The following is a 15,461-nucleotide window of genomic DNA, read 5'->3' as shown; positions in this document are numbered from 1 at the left end:
TACGGTGGCCGGATGGACAGTTCCGTCGTCTTCAACGTCGCGACCACGGCCATCGCCCTCGTCGCCGTGGTGACCTCCGTGGTGTTCAGCGCGCGGCAGGCCCGCATCGCCCACCACGCCAACCACATATCGGTGGTGATCGACCTGCTCGCGGAGTTCCGGTCCGCCGAGTTCCACGAGCAGCACGACTACGTGTGCCTGCGGCTGGGGGCGGAGCAGGACCCGGCGGACGGTGTGCGCGGGCTGCCCGACGAGGCCAAGCAGGCCTTCTTCGGCGTCGTGTACTACTACCAGTCCTTCGCCAACCTCGCCGTCTTCGGGCTGCTCGACGACACCCTGCTGGTGACGATCCTGCGCACCCGGATCATCTCGGTGTGGAAGGCGGTCCGGCCGTTCGTGGAGCGGGAACGGCAGCTGCGAGGCGAGGCGGGCGGCGGCAACTACATGACGATATTCGAGGAACTGGCCCGCCTGGCGGAGGAGCTGCCGGCCGACCACGTCCGCGACCGCATGAGTGAGATCCGGCGCCGCCGCTCACGCCTGGGACTGATGAGCTGAGTCCCGCCCGGACAGCTGCACGACCAGCAGCACGACCCCGCTCAGCACGAACACCCTGAGCGCCGCGTCCAGCCCGTTCCAGTCCTCCGACTGCCACATCGAGAACCACTCCCCGCCGATCGCGATGAACCCGGCACCGAAGAGCAGCATCACCATCAGCAGGCCGTACGTGGAGAACCGGCGCGCCCGTGCGTCGTCGCGCCGGAACCACAGCCAGGTGCCGTAGCACAGCACCAGCGCGGAGAGGGTCTCCCACACGATGATCGCGACGTACGCGGTGTCCTGAAGTGCCTGGCTGGTGATCGCCCGCCACATCAGGTCGTCGTCCTTGAACGTGGTGTCCATCGCGAGCACATGCCGCACGAACGCCTGGTTGGTGCCGAAGTCGGTGATGTTCCCGAAGGCGACCAGGGCCATGTAGAGGGCGACGGTCGCCGTGAGCAGGGTGCCGGCGAGGTGGAGTGCGCTGCGTGAGGATGTCGTGGCCATGGCGACCATTTTTCCCGGCGGGGCCCGCGGTACGCCGCCCCCATCGAGCCAGAATGTCCACCGCGTTCGCATACAGTGCTGAGCGTCGTACGTACGGACGGTCGCCGTGGGAGGTCTAGTGGGTGCGACAGCCGGGGCCGTGTGGGGGCGGGTCGAGCAGCAGGACTTCCGCAGCCGGGTGCGCGGGGCGCTGCTCGGGGTCGCCGTCGGGGACGCGCTGGGCGCGCCGGTGGACGGGCTCGCCCTGGCGGAGATCCGCGCGGAGTACGGCTCCGAGGGCCTGGTCGACCTGGGGTTCGGGTACGGCCGGCGCGGCACCATCAGTCATCTCACGCAGCTCACCCTCTTCTCCGTCGACGGGCTGATCCGCGCCCAGGTGCGGCGGGACACCGGCGCCTGGCACCCGCCGACCGATCTGCACCGGGCGTATCTGCGGTGGGCCGCCACCCAGCGGGACTGGGGGCCCGACGAGCGGCGCAAGGACGACGGGTGGCTGGCCCGGGAGGAGTGGCTGTACGCCCGGCGCGACCCCGCCCGTGCGCTGCTCGTCGGGTTGGGCGACGAGCACATGGGGACGCTGGAGGTGCCCAAGAACCCCGGTGAGGCGGGTCCGGAGGCGGCCGCGCGGTCCGCGCCGTTCGGGCTGCTCGTCGGGTGGGAGCCGGAGCTCGTCGTCCAGCTCGCGGTGGAGTGCGCGGCGCAGACGCACGGGCACCCGGTCGGGTACCTGTCCGCCGGGGCGTACGCCGTGATCGTGCACGCGCTGGCCCGTGGCGACAGCCTCGACGGGGCCGTGCAGCGGGCGCTGGCGCTGCTGGCCGCCCGGCCGGGGCACCAGACCGTCTCGGATGCCCTCCAGCACGCCCTGGGTGCCGTACGGCAGGGCATTCCCACGCCGGAGCGGGTCGAGGAGCTCATGGGGGAGGCGACGACCGCCGAGGGGCTGCTCGCGGTGGCCGTGTACTGCGCCCTCGTCGGGGAGGACGTCCGCCACGGGCTCTGCCTCGCCGTGAACCACGCCGGCCCCTCCGCCGCGGCCGGCGCCCTCGCCGGCGGCCTGCTCGGCGTCCTGCACGGCGAGACCGCCCTGCCGCCGGCCTGGCTGGCCGAGCTGGAGGGGCGGCCGACGATCCTGGCGCTGGCCGACGACTTCGCCATGGAGATGACCCAGGGCCCCGCGCTGCACGGCCCGGCGGGCGCGGCCCCGGGGTGGCTGGCCCGGTATCCGCGGGCCTGAGCGCCCCGGTGCCGGGCCCGCGTGAGATCGACGCCGAGCCGCGGGAGCCCCGGGACCGGTCCGCCCCCGGGGCTCATGCGGTCCGTCAGTCCTTCACCGCCGTACGGCCCACCGCGTCCTCCACGCCGCCCGCGGGCGTCGGGATCGCGGCCGCCGCGGAGCCCGTTCCGTCGTCGTCCGTGTTGATCTTCTCGATGATCGCGAGGCGTTCCGGGGTGTCCTCCGGCTTGAGGAAGCCGATGAGGATGTAGAGCACCAGGGACACCGCGAGCGGGATGGAGACCTGGTACTGCAACGGGACGCCGCCGTCGACGTTCCAGTTGATCGGGTAGTTGACCAGCCAGAAGGCGAACAGGCCCAGCGACCAGCTGGTGAGCGCGGCCGTCGGGCCCGAGCGGCGGAAGGGGCGGAGCAGGCCCAGCATCATCGGGATGGCCATCGGGCCCATCAGCCCGGCCACCCACTTGATGACGACCGTGATGATGTCCTTGAAGGCGGGCGAGTTGACCTGGGTCGCCGCCGCCATCGACAGCCCGAGGAAGACCACCGTCGCGACCCGGGCCACCCGCAGCCCCTGGCCCTCGCTCCACGTCCGGGCGCGCTGCCACACCACCGGGACGCAGTCACGGGTGAAGACGGCCGCGATGGCGTTGGCGTCGGAGGAGCACATCGCCATGGTGTGGGAGAAGAACCCGACGATCACCAGGCCCAGCAGACCGTGCGGAAGGAGCTGTTCGGTCATCAGGCCGTAGGAGTCGGAGCCGTCCGGCTTCTGGGACTCCACCAGCAGCGGGGACATCCACATCGGGAAGAACAGGACCACCGGCCACACCAGCCACAGGATCGCCGACAGCCGCGCCGAGCGCTCGGCCTCGTGGGCGCTCGCCGTGGCCATGTAGCGCTGGGCCTGGTTGAGCATGCCGCCGTTGTACTCGAAGAGCTTGATGAACAGGAACGCGAGGAGGAAGACGGTGCCGTAGGGGCCGACCAGCTGCTCACCGTGCCCCTCCAGCTCCGGGCGGTCCCAGGCCTCGAGGAAGCCGATGCCCTTGTCGTTCAGCTCCGCGACCACGGCGATGAACATCGCGACACCGGCGAGGAGTTGGATGACGAACTGGCCCAACTCGGTCAGCGCGTCCGCCCACAGGCCGCCGATCGTGCAGTAGACGGCGGTGATGGTGCCGGTGATGAGGATGCCCTGGTTCAGGGAGATGCCGGTGAACACGGACAGCAGGGTCGCGATCGCGGCCCACTTCGCGCCGACGTCCACGATCTTCAGCAGCATGCCGGACCAGGCCAGCGCCTGCTGGGTCTTGAGGTCGTAGCGGTTCTTCAGGTACTCCAGCGGGGAGGCCACGTGGAGACGTGAGCGCAGCCGGTTGATGCGCGGCGCGAACAGCTTCGAACCGATCGCGATGCCGAGCGCGATGGGGAAGGACCACGTCACGAAGGAGGTGACGCCGTAGGTGTACGCGATGCCCGCGTACCCGGTGAACATCACCGCGCTGTAGCCCGACATGTGGTGCGAGATGCCGGAGAGCCACCAGGGCATCTTTCCGCCGGCGGTGAAGAAGTCGCTGACGTTGTCCACGCGTTTGTGCGACCACACGCCGATCGCGACCATCACGCCGAAATAGCCGATGAGCACGGCCCAGTCGAGACCGTTCATGTGCGTCCTCCCAGGGGTTCGACCCGGCGCTCATCGTGGGTGCTGTCGCGTGAACACGACAAGTGAGCGGAAGGTCAAGGGGAGGTAAAAGTATTCGGCATGATGGCCTTGGTTCATCCATGTGAACTCAACGCATCAGCTCCCCGGCGTTGACCAGCAGTGATTGCCCCGTGATCGCCCGCGCCCGATCCGACGCCAGGAACACCGCCGCGTCCGCCACATCCCCGTCCGTGGCGAGATCGGGCAGGGCCATGCGCTCGGTGAGCCTGCTGAGGACCTCCGGCTCGCCCACGCCCTCGGTCTGGGCGGTGAACCGCACGTACGCCCGCACCGGCGGCCCCCACATCCAGCCCGGCAGCACGGTGTTGACCCGGATGCGGTGCGGGCCGAGCTCCCGGGCCAGGGAGTACATCGCGCTCGTCAGCGCCCCCTTGGAGGCCGCGTACGCCGCCTGCCGCACCTGCGAGGGAGCGGCCACGGCCGACTGCGTCCCGATGAAGACGACCGAGCCGCCACCCGCCCTCAGCGCCGGCAGGCACGCCCGGGTCATCCGCAGCGAGCCCAGCAGGTTCACGTCGATCACCGACTGCCAGGTCGTGAAGTCCGCGTCCTCCAGGCCCCCGAAGTAGCCGTCCCAGGCGGCCACATGGACCACCGCGTCGATCCGCCCGAACCGCTCGGCCGCCAACTCGGCCAGCGCCACGCACTGTCGCTCGTCGGTGATGTCCGTCGGCCGGTACGCCGTGTGCGCCCCGTCCGGGTCGATCTCGCCCGCGCTCTTGGCGAGGTTGGCCTCGGTGCGCGCCCCCAGCACGGCGTTCCCGCCGTCCCGTACGACGGCCGCGGCGACCTGGTGGCCGAGTCCGGCGCCGACGCCCGACACGACGACCGTCTTGCCCGCGAGCAGTGACATATGGGCCCTCCCTGGCTCTGGCGCTCTATCTGACGGGGCGTCAGAGTATGGGCGAGCCACCCAGGAAGGGGAAGAGCATGAGCGAGGAGACCCGCAGTCAGACCTACGCCGAACTGGCCGCCGTGGGCCCGTACGGCGTCCGCCCCGGCCACGCGCTCATCACCATGGTCGAGCCGCACCCGGGCCACGAGTACGCCTACAACCGCTGGTACGAGGACGACCACTACTACGCCGGCGCGATGGCGATGCCCTGGATGTACGCCGGGCGCCGCTGGGTCGCCACCCGGGACCTCCAACTCCTGCGCTACCCCGAGAAGTCGGCGGTCGCGCAACCGGTCACCACCGGGTGCTACCTCTCGACGTACTGGATCACCGAGGGCCGCTACGACGACCACATGAAGTGGACCGTCGGCATCAACAAGCGCCTCAACCGGGACGCCCGGGTCTACCAGGACCGCACCCACGTCTTCACGGCCTTCCAGGACCACGAGACGACCGTGTACCGGGACGGGGCGGTGGGCCCCCGCGACTTCCACGCCCTCGACCATCCCTACGCGGGGCTGGTCGTCGAGGTGATCGACGCCGAATCCGCAGAGCGGCGGGCCGAGTTGCTCCAGTGGCTGCGAACGCGGCACCTGCCCCGGCGGGTCGCGGGGTCGCCGGTGGCGATGGTGACGGTCTTCCGGCCCACACCGCTGCCGGGGGACCGGATGACCTATGTGAAGCAGGTCGAGGGCGTCGACACCCGGCTGACGCTGCTGTGGTTCCTGGAGGCCGATCCGCGGGACTGCTGGGAGGCGTACTTCACGGGGCTGGCGGAACCGGTCGAGGCGGCGGGACTGGGGAGGGTGGAACTGGTGGCGCCGTTCATCCCGACGCTGCCCGGCACGGACACGTACGTGGACCGGCTGCGGTAGACCCGCTCCCGGGCACAAGCCGAGCCCCCTCGGCAAGGACGGCGAGCTCGACGAGAGGGCTCTTCGGTGGTGCTTGTGGAGTTGTGTAGTGCTGTTCGATCACTCGATCGGCTAAGCCTTCACCGAGCCGACGAAGGCGTTCCACGCGTCCGCGGGGAAGGCCAGTGTGGGGCCGTTCTGGACCTTGGAGTCCCGGACGGCCATCGCCGACAGGACAGGGGACTTGATCTCCACGCACGCGCCATTGCCCTGGGAGTACGAGGACTTGACCCACTTGTCCGCGGCGCCCTGCTTGATTGCCATTTTCGCTCCGATAGCCAGTTGCTGAGTTGCTGTCGCCGTGGCGTGCGGGTGTCTAGATCCGCACGGCACGGGTTTGCGCCAAGGTTGTTATCCGATGGCGTGATCGACGCTACTCGCCAACATCGGGCAGCGGAGGGAGTATTCACCCGGGCGGGTGGCATATTCCAGTGGGGTCTTCCATCACTGGCAGGCGAAGGTGTACCTTTCGGCGCCCTGCCTCGCGGAGTGGCTCAGCGTGCGTAGTCCTTGGCGATGCTCGAGATGAACTCGCGGCTTTGGTCCACATTCAGGGCCTGTGCCCGCAGATGCTCGTACATGACGCTGTACTTCTGCACGTCCTGCGCCTTCTCCAGGTAGAGGTCGCTCGTCACGCCCTCGATGTAGACCACGCTGGAATCGGCGGCGTCGGGGAACTCCAGGATCGCGTACTGCCCGCTGACCCCCGGGTGCGCGCCCATCGTGAACGGGATCATCTGCACCGTGACGTGCGGCAGCTGCGACATCTCGATCAGATGCTCCAACTGCTCGATCATCACCTGCCGGTTGCCGACCTCGCGGCGCAGCGCCGCCTCGTCCAGGACCGCCCACAGCCGGAGCGGGTTCTCGGCGGCGGAGACACGTTCCTGCCGGCGCAGCCGCACCTGGACGCGCTTGTCGATGTCGGTCGTCGTCGCCTCGGGCAGCGCGCCCGAGATCAGCGACTCCGCGTAGGTACGGGTCTGGAGGAGACCGGGGACCACCTGGGGGTCGTACACGCGCAGGCTCGCGGCGTCCGTCTCCAGCCCGATGTAGACGCTGTACGGGATGTCGCCGAAGGAGTGCCACCACCCCTGCTGGCGGCTGTCCTTGGCCATCTGCATCAGGGAGTCGACGATCCGGTGGTCCTCGACCTCGTACACCCCGCACAGGTCGCGGACGTCGCGCTGGCTGATGCTGCGCCGGCCGTTCTCCAGCCGGCTGATCTTCGACTGCGAGACCAGAAGCCGCTCGGCCACCTCTTCGGCCGTCATGCCCTTGAGTTCACGGAGCCGGCGCAACTCCTGGCCGAGCCGGCGTCGCCTGACGGTGGGATTGACATTGGACGCCACGGGACGTGCACCTCCGGCTGCGTGCCATCAAGAACTGCCACTATGCGTATCTGCTGTTGAGCAGACTGCCACCAAGGTGCTTTCTACCGCTGGCAAACCGTGGATATGCGCAGCACAGACGCCAGTTCGCCATGATCGAAAGGCGGTTGGGGCCCGCGGGGCACAAAAAGCCGCGCGGGGCGGCGAGGCCGTGGTGTCGTCCGGACACACGGTCCCGCCGCCCCGCGCGGACCAGCGGCTCCCGTCACCGGGTCTGGGGTACGCCGGAGCTGCGTGTGGTGCGGTGGTGCCTGTACTGCGGCTCTGTGGTCGCTCGTGTCGTGGTGCCGCGGCTCAGTGGGCCACGACACGCGCCATGGAACCGCGGTGCGGCTGCACCGGAACGCCGCGAGCGGGCTCCGCTGCCTGCCTGACGCCTGGTCCGGCCGGACGGCCGGCCGGGGCCGGGCTGCGGCGGGGCTGTGCCGCCACGCCGTTCTGGACGTCCATCACGGCGTGCGCGACGAGACCGCCCATGGGGTCGTGCCTGATCAGGTCCCGCAGCCGGGACCTCGAGGAGCGACCCTCGTTGCCCGGATACAGGTGCTTGCCGAGGCCGACCGCGTGCGCCAGGGCGGCGAGCGCCGCGGTCCGCGGGTCCGGTGGCACACCGGTACGGATCGCGGAGTCCAGTCGGGCTCTGATCTCCCGGCTGATCTCGGTCTGACTCGCCTGGTAGCGAGTCGTCGGCAGTACTCCGCACATCTGGCCCGCCACGGCATGCACCATGCCGCACCGCTCCAGATGCGAGAGGTAGGTCTGGCGGAGCCCAAGACGCGGCCCGCCGATCCAGTGGACGGCTCGCACCGGAGCGCCACGCCTTCGCAGCAACTCCAACGCGCAGTCCAGTGTCGGATCTCCAGTCGGCCGTGGGGACACCACGGCGATACGATCCCCGTCAGGGGCTATCCGTCCGGCCAGCGCCAGCTCCACTAGCTGTGCTCCGGCCAGACCGAGGTCGAGCGACTGCGGCTGTGCGGTGGTACCCGTGGCCGGGTCCAACGCCAGCAGCAGAAGCTCCTCCGGAAGTGTTCTGCGGCTCCTGCCCATCCATGCCTCCCCGCGTGGATGAAAGACAGGGTGACCCCTCTCACATTGGTCTGTCGAGGGTGCGTGACCTGTTTGTAGTGGAACCAGTAGGTATGTCGTTCTCGTCTACCGCAGGAGCCAAGCCCTCACAGCGGGACACTGGTACATGGTTCGGACAGCGCGGGGGAGCACTGTCAGGGCACGGCGGTTCAGACGGTCCACGGTTTAGGAGGCATCGGTGGCGGGCGAGTCCCCCGACAGGTCGAAGCAGCGCGAGTCGTCGGCAGAACCGACGTCGGGGAGCGCGAGTCCGGTTCCCGAGGCCCGGAGTGAGGTACGCGACCCCCGCCTGGCGGTCGCCCGCGACACGGACCGGCCCACACCGCGCCGCAACGTCGACACGGCCACGCGGGTCTTCTCGACCCAGGACGTGGCAAAGGCCCGCGCGGCAGCGGAGCCGGTCCCCGCGGAGCAGCCGGTGGAGGAGCCCGCGGAGGCCGCGGAGGCCGCCGACGCGGGCGGGGACGCCGGGGGCGCGCGTGACGCCGACGCGGCGGAGGGCACCGGGGCGCGTGACGCCGGGGGCGCCGGAAGCGGCGGGGTGCGTGACGCCGGGGGCTCCGAGGGTGCCGGAAGGGCTACGGCGGGTGACGCGGCGGACGCCGAGAGGGCCGGAGCGGCCGGGGTGCGTGGCGCCGGGGACGCCGAGGGCTCGCGTGACGCGGCCGAGGGCGCTGACGGCTCGCGTGACGCTGACGCGGCCGGGGGCGCCGGAAGGGCCGGGGTGCGTGGCGCCGGGGGCTCCGAGGGTGCCGCAGGGGCTACGGCGGGTGACGCGGCGGACGCCGAGAGGGCCGGAGGGGCCGCAGTGCGTGACGCCGGGGACGCTGAGGGTTCGCGTGACGCGGCCGAGGGCGCTGACGGCTCGCGTGACGCTGACGGGGCCGGGGGCGCCGGAAGGGCCGGGGCGCGTGACGCCGGGGACTCTGAGGGTGCCGCAAGGGCCGGGGCGGGTGCTGCCGGGGGCGCCGAGGGTGCCGACGGCTCGCGTGACGCCGATGCGGCCGTGACGGGTGACGCCGGGGACACCGCGGGGGCAAGCCGCTCGCGCCCCGCCGATGCCCCCAGGGGTGCCGGAGGGGCCGCCGCGGGCGGCTCCTGGGGTGCCAAGGCTGAACCGGCGGGTGACGCCCGGTTGCGTGCCGCGGTGGCCGCCTGGGTGCGGACCGGCGACCCGGCGCCGACGTCGGACCCGCGCGCCGAGGCCGTTGTCGCCGAGACCGCTGAGCGACCGGACAACGCCGTGAAGCCCGACGCGGACGCGGAGCCCGAGGCCCGGGTGACCGACGCGGTGGCGGAGTCCGCCGAGCCCGAGGACCGGGTGGCCGACGCCGTGAGGCCCGATGCTGACGCCGAGCCCGAGGACCGCGTGGCCGAGTCTGCCGAGCCCGAGGACCGGGTCGCGGACGCCGTGAGGCCCGACATGGACGCGGAGCCCGAGGACCGCGTGGCGGACGCCGTGAGGCCCGACGCGGCCCCCGAGCCCGAGGACCGCGTGGCCGACGCCGTGCCGGAGCCCGCAGACAAGGCGGCCGACGCCGAGGACGCCGCCCCCGACCACACCACCGCCACCGCTCCCGCCGAGCCGGACGACGAACACCCGGAGTCCGGCAAGCAGCCCGCCGACTCCGCCGAGACGGCGCCCCCCGGCAGGGCGAACACCACACCCACCGGCGAGCCGGCCACATCGACGGACAAGCCCGCAGAACCGACCGCCAAGCCCGGCACCGCGGCCGACAAGTCCGCCGCCCCCGCCGACAAGCCCGGCACCGCGACGGACGAGCCCGGCACCGCGGCCGACAAGTCCGCGGCACCCGCCGCCAAGCCCGGCACCGCGACGGACGAGCCCGGCACCGCGGCCGACAAGTCCGCGGCACCCGCCGACAAGCCCGCGGCACCCGCCGCCGACTCCGGCACCGCGGCTGACAAGCCCGCCGCCCCCGCCAAGCCCCCCACCGACACCCCCACCTCCACCCTCACCCCCCGGGTCACCCCCGCGCCGCAAGCCGCCGACGGCGGGGACGCCCCGCAGGGGCCACCCGCAGACGACGACGAGAGCCGCACGGGTGGTGCGGGTGGGGGCGACGGGAAGCGCGACGGCGCAGCCGAGGCGCCCGTGGACCAGCCCACCACCATGCTCAAGCTGCCGCCCACCCAGAGCCCAGCTCAGAGCCCAGCTCAGAGCCCCGCGCAGGGCCCGCGTCCCGCCGAGCACCCCGCCGAGCGGACCAGCAAGTTCGTCGCGCTGAAGCCCGACATGACCGCCGCCGTCCCGCAGGTCGGCCCCGAGCGGACCACCCAGCAGCCCCTGCCGCCGAAGCCGCCGCTGGATCTGCTGGCCGAGCTCACCAACACCCCGCCGCCCCCGGAGACCCCGCTCCGCACCACCGTCCGCCGGGTCAAGATCTGGACGCCGCTCGTCCTGCTCGTCCTGGTCGTGTTTGCGGTCGTGCAGTCCATGCGCCCGCTCCCGGCGCCGACCCTGGAGCTGACCGCGAAGGACAGCTACTCCTTCGACGGCGGCAAGGTCGACATCCCGTGGCCGGCCGACGGACAGGCCGCCCTCGACGTCCAGGGCATCGGCAGCTTCGGCTCCTCCGGTGAGCAGAAGTCCGTGCCGATCGCCAGTGTCGCCAAGGTCATGACGGCGTACCTCGTCCTGCGCGACCACCCGCTGAAGAGCGGCGCCGCCGGTCCGAAGATCAAGATCGACCAGGCCGCGCAGCAGCAGGGCGAGAACGCCGGCCAGGAGTCGACCGTGAAGGTGACCGCCGGTGACTCGATCACCCAGCGCGAGGCGCTGGAGAGCATCCTGATCGCGTCCGCGAACAATGTGGCCCGGCTCCTGGCCCGCTGGGACGCCGGCTCGGAGAAGGAGTTCGTCGAGAAGATGAACGCCGCCGCCGAGGACCTCGGGATGACGAACACGACGTACACCGACCCCTCCGGGCTGAACAACACCACCGTCTCCACCGCCGTGGACCAGGTGAAGCTCGCCAAGAAGGCGATGGAGTACCCCGCGTTCCGCGAGGTCGCCGCGATGATGTCGTACGACGACTACAAGGGTGAGAACCACTCCAACTGGAACCAGCTCGTCGGCAAGAACAACGTCGTCGGCATCAAGACCGGCACCACCACCTCCGCCCTCGGCAACCTCGTCTTCGCCGCGAAGAAGGACGTGAACGGGGAGACCCGGACGATCGTCGGCGCCGTCGTCCGGCAGCCCGCCGGTGGCGTGGAGAACACCATCCTCAGCGCCGCGCTGACCGCGGGCGACCAGCTCATCCGGGCGGCACAGGACGCGCTGAAGTCCTCGACGATCATCAAGAAGGGCGAGGTCGTCGGGTACGTCGACGACGGTCTCGGCGGCCGGACCCCCGTGATCGCCACCAAGGACGTCACGGCCGTCGGCTGGTCGGGGCTCACCGTCAAGCTGACGTTCGCTGGCGACGACGTACCGCACACCGCCAAGGCCGGCACCAAGGTGGGCACGCTCACCGTGGGTGACGCCTCCGCCGGTGCGGTGAAGGTGCCGGTCGCGCTTCAGGAGGACCTCGTCGAGCCGGGCTTCGCGGCCAAGCTCACGCGCATCACCTGACCCGTACGGCGGCGACCGGCGCGTACGGCTGAACCGTGGCGAGAGGTCGTGGGCACCTCGTCACCCGGGTACCCGTCAGGGCGCCCGTCGGTGACGGGGGCCCTGACGCTCGGGCGAGGCCGAGAGCGGGGGAGCGTGCTAGCGTCACGAATCGGGGCAGGTCGCCGGTCCCGGTGACGCGGCCGTGAACCTGGCCGGAACGGGACGGGGCCGAGAAAAGAAGACGGGACACGGGGAGTGCCTGAAGGTGGCCACAGCCGAGCCGACACGCGCCGACGACGCCGATCCGGACCCGGGAGCGGGCCCGCGAATACGGGTGCCCGCGCCGCGTGACGGCGCGGAGCGCGAGAGCGCTCCCGCCCAGCAGCGACAGCAGTCGGCGGCGTACACCGCCTTCCTCGCTCTGCGTGAGCGGCTGCTGAGACACCCCGTCCTGTCGATCACCGCGCTCTCCGGTGTCCTGCACATCGTCTGGTTCTTCACCTTCGCCAACAGCGGCGGCGACCTCGCCGCCCAGGACGCCTGGGCCGAGTTCGTCGGCCGGCACCCGGACTCGGCGTACAACCTGGCCTGGTACGGCGGGATGCACCCGGTGTCGTACAGCGTGGTGTCGCCGTATCTGATGTCGGTCCTCGGGGTCCGTACGACGATGATGATCGCGGGGACGATCTCCGCCGGGCTGCTCACGATGGTCCTCATCCGCAGCAGGTCGGTGAAGAACCCGTTGTGGGCGGCGCTCGCCGGGGTCTTCGCGTTCCTGTGCAACGCCGCCTCCGGGCGGGTGACCTTCGGTCTGGGCACGGTGTTCGCGCTCGGCGCGGTCGCCGTCGTGTTCTGCTGGCCGCACCGCTGGCGCTACAAGCGGTGGGCGAAGGCGCTGTGCGCGGCGCCGCTGGCCGCGCTCGCCACGATGGCCTCGCCAGTGGCGGGACTCTTCGTCGGGCTGGTGGCCGCGGCGCTGTTCCTCCAGAAGCGGCGCCCGGGCGCCTGGGCGCTGGGACTCGCGCCGAGTGCCGTGGTGGCGGTCTCGGCGTGGCTGTTCCCGTTCTCGGGCACCCAGCCCATGAAGATCGGCTCGGTGATCCTGCCGTTCCTGTACGGCGTGCTGGTCTGCGTGCTCGTCCCCAAGGGGTGGAAGACGGTCCGGCTGACGGCCGGGGTCTACGCGCTCGGGGTCCTGCTCGTCTGGCTGATCAGCTCCCAGATCGGCACCAACATCTCCCGGCTGCCCATGCTGTTCGCCGGGGTCACGCTGGTGGCGGCGCTGCCCTACGCCGTCCCGCGCAGCCGCAAGTGGTACGCGATCGCCCTGTCCATCGCCGTGTTCACCGGCTGGATCGGCTTCAAGTCGGTCGATGACGTCGTCCACACCACCCCGGCCGCCTCCTGGGCCCGCGAACTGGCCCCGCTCGTCAACGAGCTCCAGGAGGTCGGCGCCGAGAAGGGCCGCGTCGAGGTCGTCCCGGCCGCCTCCCACCGCGAGGCCTCCGCCCTCGCCCCCTACGTCAACCTCGCCCGCGGCTGGAACCGCCAGGCCGACATCAAGCGCAACCCGCTCTTCTACGACGACACGCTGAACTCGGCGAACTACCACGAGTGGCTCAAGCGCTGGGCCGTGCACTTCGTGGTCCTGCCGAAGGACGAGCCCGACGACGGCGGGGAGCGCGAGCGGGCGCTGGTGCAGCGCGGGATGCCGTATCTGAAGCAGATCTGGGGGGACGCCAACTGGCAGCTGTTCCAGGTGACCGACCCGACGCCCCTCGCCGAGCCCAACGCGGTCGTCGACCGGGCCGCGCAGGGTGAGATGACCCTCCAGGTCAGGGAGCCGGGCCGGATCCTCATCCGGATCCCCTACTCGCCGTGGCTGAGCATCGTCGACGCCGACGGCAAGAGCCTGGAGGGCCCCCAGGAGACGGAGGCGTCCAGGGACCGGGCCGACGGCGAGCCGAAGACGTACGACAACGTCAACGGCTGCCTGACGGAGACCGAGGAGGACGTCCACGGCGACCGGTGGACCGAGCTGCTGGCCCCGAAGGCGGGCACGTACCGGCTGGCGGCGCCGTACCAGCTGCCGCGGGGCACGCCCTGCCCGGACGAGCTGAAGTAGCTACCTGACCGGGAACGCCACGTCGCACACCGCGTCGTCCGGTCCCGCCGCGTCCCAGTCGGCGAAGTAGATCTCCCGGCAGGGCCCCGCCTGTTCGAGGCCCTGCCCGGCGATCCACTGCTCGACCGCCTCGAACGCGGCCAGGATCTGCGGGTGGGCGACCTGGGCCTTGGTGATGCGGGTGTACGCGAACCGCTGGGCCGGGTCGACCCGCAGCGCGGTCCCCCGGGTCCGCCCCGGCCCGTCCGCCCAGGCCCGTGCCGCGCTCTCGTCGGCGACCGGTACGCAGGCCTCGACGGGGCCGTCGCTCTCCATGGACACCTCGGCGCGGTAGACGACGAACGGCGGCGCGCTCACGCCCCCGCACTCCCGCGAGGCCGCCACCAGGCGATCCAGGGCCGCGCCGATCCACGTCGGCAGCTCGTCCGCCAGGATGTGCCGCTTCTCGGTGATCACCACCCGCTCCGGCAGTTCCACCGTCTCCACCACGAACTTCCCGTACATCTCGGAGCTCCTCCCCGACAGTCGTCCACGGAGGTACTCGGCGAGCGTCCGCTGTCCCGCCACCCGCGCCTCGACGTCCGCCCAGTACGTGGCGAGCCGCTCGGCGCCCTCGACGCCCCCCGCCTCGACCACCTCGGCGATCCGGGCCAACGGCATGTCCAGCTGCCGGAGCAGCGCCACGAGCCGGGCGCGCTCGGCCTGCTCGGCGCGGTAGTAGCGGTAGCCGCTGACCTCGTCCACGTGGGCCGGGGACAGCAGGCCGAGCCGGTCGTACAGCCGCAGGGCCTTGGCCGACAGGCGGGAGCGGGCGGCGAACGCGCCGATGGTGAGCAGGTCGTCGGTCACCGGTTCATCCTCCGTCACCGGACGGCGATGTCCGCCCGGTGACGGGAGGTTCGGCTCTGCCCCAGGGGCAAGGTCAAGCGGCGAGCTGCGCCTCGACGGCGGCGACCAGCTCGGCGGCCTCCGGCTCGGTCTGCGGCGAGAAGCGGGCCACGACCGTGCCGTCGCGGCCGATGAGGAACTTCTCGAAGTTCCAGCGGATGTCGCCGCTGTGCCCCTCGGCGTCAGCGAAGCCGACCAGTCGCTCGTAGAGCGGGTGCCGGTCGTCCCCGTTCACGTCGACCTTCTCGGTCATCGGGAAGCTCACGCCGTACGTCGCCGAGCAGAACTCCGCGATCTCCTCGGCGCTGCCGGGCTCCTGCCCGAGGAACTGGTTGCAGGGCACCCCGAGGACGGTGAAGCCCTTCTCGGCGTACTCCTTCTGGAGCTTCTCCAGGCCCGTGTACTGCGGGGTGAGCCCGCACTTGGAGGCCACGTTCACGACGAGGACGGCCTGGCCGGCGTACTGGGAGAGGTCGGCGGCGCCGCCCTGGAGGGTGTTGATCTCGACGGAGAGGGGGGAGCTGCTGTCAGAAAGCGTCATAAGCGGATGCTAGGCGCTCCGCTGG

At 71.4% G+C, this 15,461-nt stretch carries 13 protein-coding genes; 5 read left to right on the top strand and 8 right to left on the bottom strand.

Annotated features, from left to right (window positions below; all coding sequences use genetic code 11):
* The first annotated feature begins 12 nt into the window (after positions 1-12).
* On the top strand, positions 13-558 hold the full coding sequence (locus ACZ56U_RS17620; RefSeq protein WP_469084888.1) for a DUF4760 domain-containing protein: 546 nt from the start codon (positions 13-15) through the stop codon (positions 556-558).
* On the opposite strand, the gene ACZ56U_RS17615 is transcribed toward ACZ56U_RS17620, so the two are convergent.
* A complete protein-coding gene (locus ACZ56U_RS17615) occupies positions 535-1,047 on the bottom strand; it encodes a DUF2165 domain-containing protein (RefSeq protein WP_469084887.1) in 513 nt (170 codons plus the stop codon). The genes ACZ56U_RS17620 and ACZ56U_RS17615 overlap by 24 nt on opposite strands.
* Before the next feature lie 118 nt (positions 1,048-1,165).
* Between ACZ56U_RS17615 and ACZ56U_RS17610 the strand changes: the two genes are divergently transcribed.
* Positions 1,166-2,284: an ADP-ribosylglycohydrolase family protein gene (locus ACZ56U_RS17610; RefSeq protein ID WP_469084886.1), complete on the top strand. Its 1,119-nt coding sequence runs from the start codon at positions 1,166-1,168 to the stop codon at positions 2,282-2,284.
* A gap of 85 nt (positions 2,285-2,369) precedes the next feature.
* Here the strand turns inward: ACZ56U_RS17610 and ACZ56U_RS17605 are convergent, their stop codons facing one another.
* Together ACZ56U_RS17605 and ACZ56U_RS17600 are read right to left on the bottom strand one after the other, a co-directional pair.
* Complete coding sequence (locus ACZ56U_RS17605; RefSeq protein ID WP_469084885.1) at positions 2,370-3,953, bottom strand: sodium:solute symporter family protein; 1,584 nt, start codon at positions 3,951-3,953, stop codon at positions 2,370-2,372.
* Between the two features lie 127 nt (positions 3,954-4,080).
* Positions 4,081-4,866, bottom strand: a complete 786-nt coding sequence (locus tag ACZ56U_RS17600) for an SDR family oxidoreductase (RefSeq protein WP_469084884.1) — start codon at positions 4,864-4,866, stop codon at positions 4,081-4,083.
* Between the two features lie 77 nt (positions 4,867-4,943).
* Here ACZ56U_RS17600 and ACZ56U_RS17595 point away from each other — a divergent pair, with 77 nt between their 5' ends.
* Positions 4,944-5,783 carry a hypothetical protein gene (locus tag ACZ56U_RS17595; protein ID WP_469084883.1) on the top strand — a complete coding sequence of 280 codons (840 nt, stop codon included), beginning with the start codon at positions 4,944-4,946 and terminating at the stop codon, positions 5,781-5,783.
* A gap of 111 nt (positions 5,784-5,894) precedes the next feature.
* Here ACZ56U_RS17595 and ACZ56U_RS17590 read toward each other — a convergent pair whose 3' ends face one another.
* The 3 genes from ACZ56U_RS17590 to ACZ56U_RS17580 form a co-directional block, all read right to left on the bottom strand.
* A complete protein-coding gene (locus ACZ56U_RS17590) occupies positions 5,895-6,086 on the bottom strand; it encodes a DUF397 domain-containing protein (protein WP_469084882.1) in 192 nt (63 codons plus the stop codon).
* Positions 6,087-6,316: 230 nt separating this feature from the next.
* Positions 6,317-7,174: a helix-turn-helix domain-containing protein gene (locus tag ACZ56U_RS17585; RefSeq protein ID WP_469084881.1), complete on the bottom strand. Its 858-nt coding sequence runs from the start codon at positions 7,172-7,174 to the stop codon at positions 6,317-6,319.
* 333 nt (positions 7,175-7,507) lie between these two features.
* Positions 7,508-8,263: a GOLPH3/VPS74 family protein gene (locus tag ACZ56U_RS17580; RefSeq protein WP_391234282.1), complete on the bottom strand. Its 756-nt coding sequence runs from the start codon at positions 8,261-8,263 to the stop codon at positions 7,508-7,510.
* Between the two features lie 1,462 nt (positions 8,264-9,725).
* On the opposite strand from ACZ56U_RS17580, the gene ACZ56U_RS17575 reads away from it, so the two are divergent.
* Positions 9,726-11,900, top strand: coding sequence for a serine hydrolase (locus ACZ56U_RS17575; RefSeq protein ID WP_469085061.1), 2,175 nt, complete (start codon positions 9,726-9,728; stop codon positions 11,898-11,900).
* Between the two features lie 247 nt (positions 11,901-12,147).
* A complete protein-coding gene (locus ACZ56U_RS17570; protein ID WP_469084880.1) occupies positions 12,148-14,007 on the top strand; it encodes an MFS transporter in 1,860 nt (619 codons plus the stop codon).
* Here the strand turns inward: ACZ56U_RS17570 and ACZ56U_RS17565 are convergent, their stop codons facing one another.
* Complete coding sequence (locus tag ACZ56U_RS17565; RefSeq protein WP_469084879.1) at positions 14,008-14,856, bottom strand: MerR family transcriptional regulator; 849 nt, start codon at positions 14,854-14,856, stop codon at positions 14,008-14,010.
* A gap of 73 nt (positions 14,857-14,929) precedes the next feature.
* The gene (locus ACZ56U_RS17560; protein ID WP_469084878.1) at positions 14,930-15,436 is read right to left on the bottom strand and encodes a glutathione peroxidase; all 507 of its coding nucleotides are present in this window, start codon (positions 15,434-15,436) and stop codon (positions 14,930-14,932) included.
* Positions 15,437-15,461 lie beyond the last annotated feature (25 nt).

It is taken from the genome of Streptomyces sp. NPDC034103, from assembly GCF_055575395.1.
This window is presented reverse-complemented; position numbering and strand designations above follow the sequence as displayed.

Bases quoted from the DNA above. Each gene is read 5' to 3' on its own strand.
- ACZ56U_RS17595 (WP_469084883.1), top strand. From the start codon at position 4,944: ATGAGCGAGGAGACCCGCAGTCAGACCTACGCCGAACTGGCCGCCGTG.
- ACZ56U_RS17600 (WP_469084884.1), bottom strand. From the start codon at position 4,866: ATGTCACTGCTCGCGGGCAAGACGGTCGTCGTGTCGGGCGTCGGCGCC.
- ACZ56U_RS17615 (WP_469084887.1), bottom strand. From the start codon at position 1,047: ATGGCCACGACATCCTCACGCAGCGCACTCCACCTCGCCGGCACCCTG.
- ACZ56U_RS17605 (WP_469084885.1), bottom strand. From the start codon at position 3,953: ATGAACGGTCTCGACTGGGCCGTGCTCATCGGCTATTTCGGCGTGATG.
- ACZ56U_RS17580 (WP_391234282.1), bottom strand. From the start codon at position 8,263: ATGGGCAGGAGCCGCAGAACACTTCCGGAGGAGCTTCTGCTGCTGGCG.
- ACZ56U_RS17575 (WP_469085061.1), top strand. From the start codon at position 9,726: ATGGACGCGGAGCCCGAGGACCGCGTGGCGGACGCCGTGAGGCCCGAC.
- ACZ56U_RS17590 (WP_469084882.1), bottom strand. From the start codon at position 6,086: ATGGCAATCAAGCAGGGCGCCGCGGACAAGTGGGTCAAGTCCTCGTAC.
- ACZ56U_RS17560 (WP_469084878.1), bottom strand. From the start codon at position 15,436: ATGACGCTTTCTGACAGCAGCTCCCCCCTCTCCGTCGAGATCAACACC.
- ACZ56U_RS17620 (WP_469084888.1), top strand. From the start codon at position 13: ATGGACAGTTCCGTCGTCTTCAACGTCGCGACCACGGCCATCGCCCTC.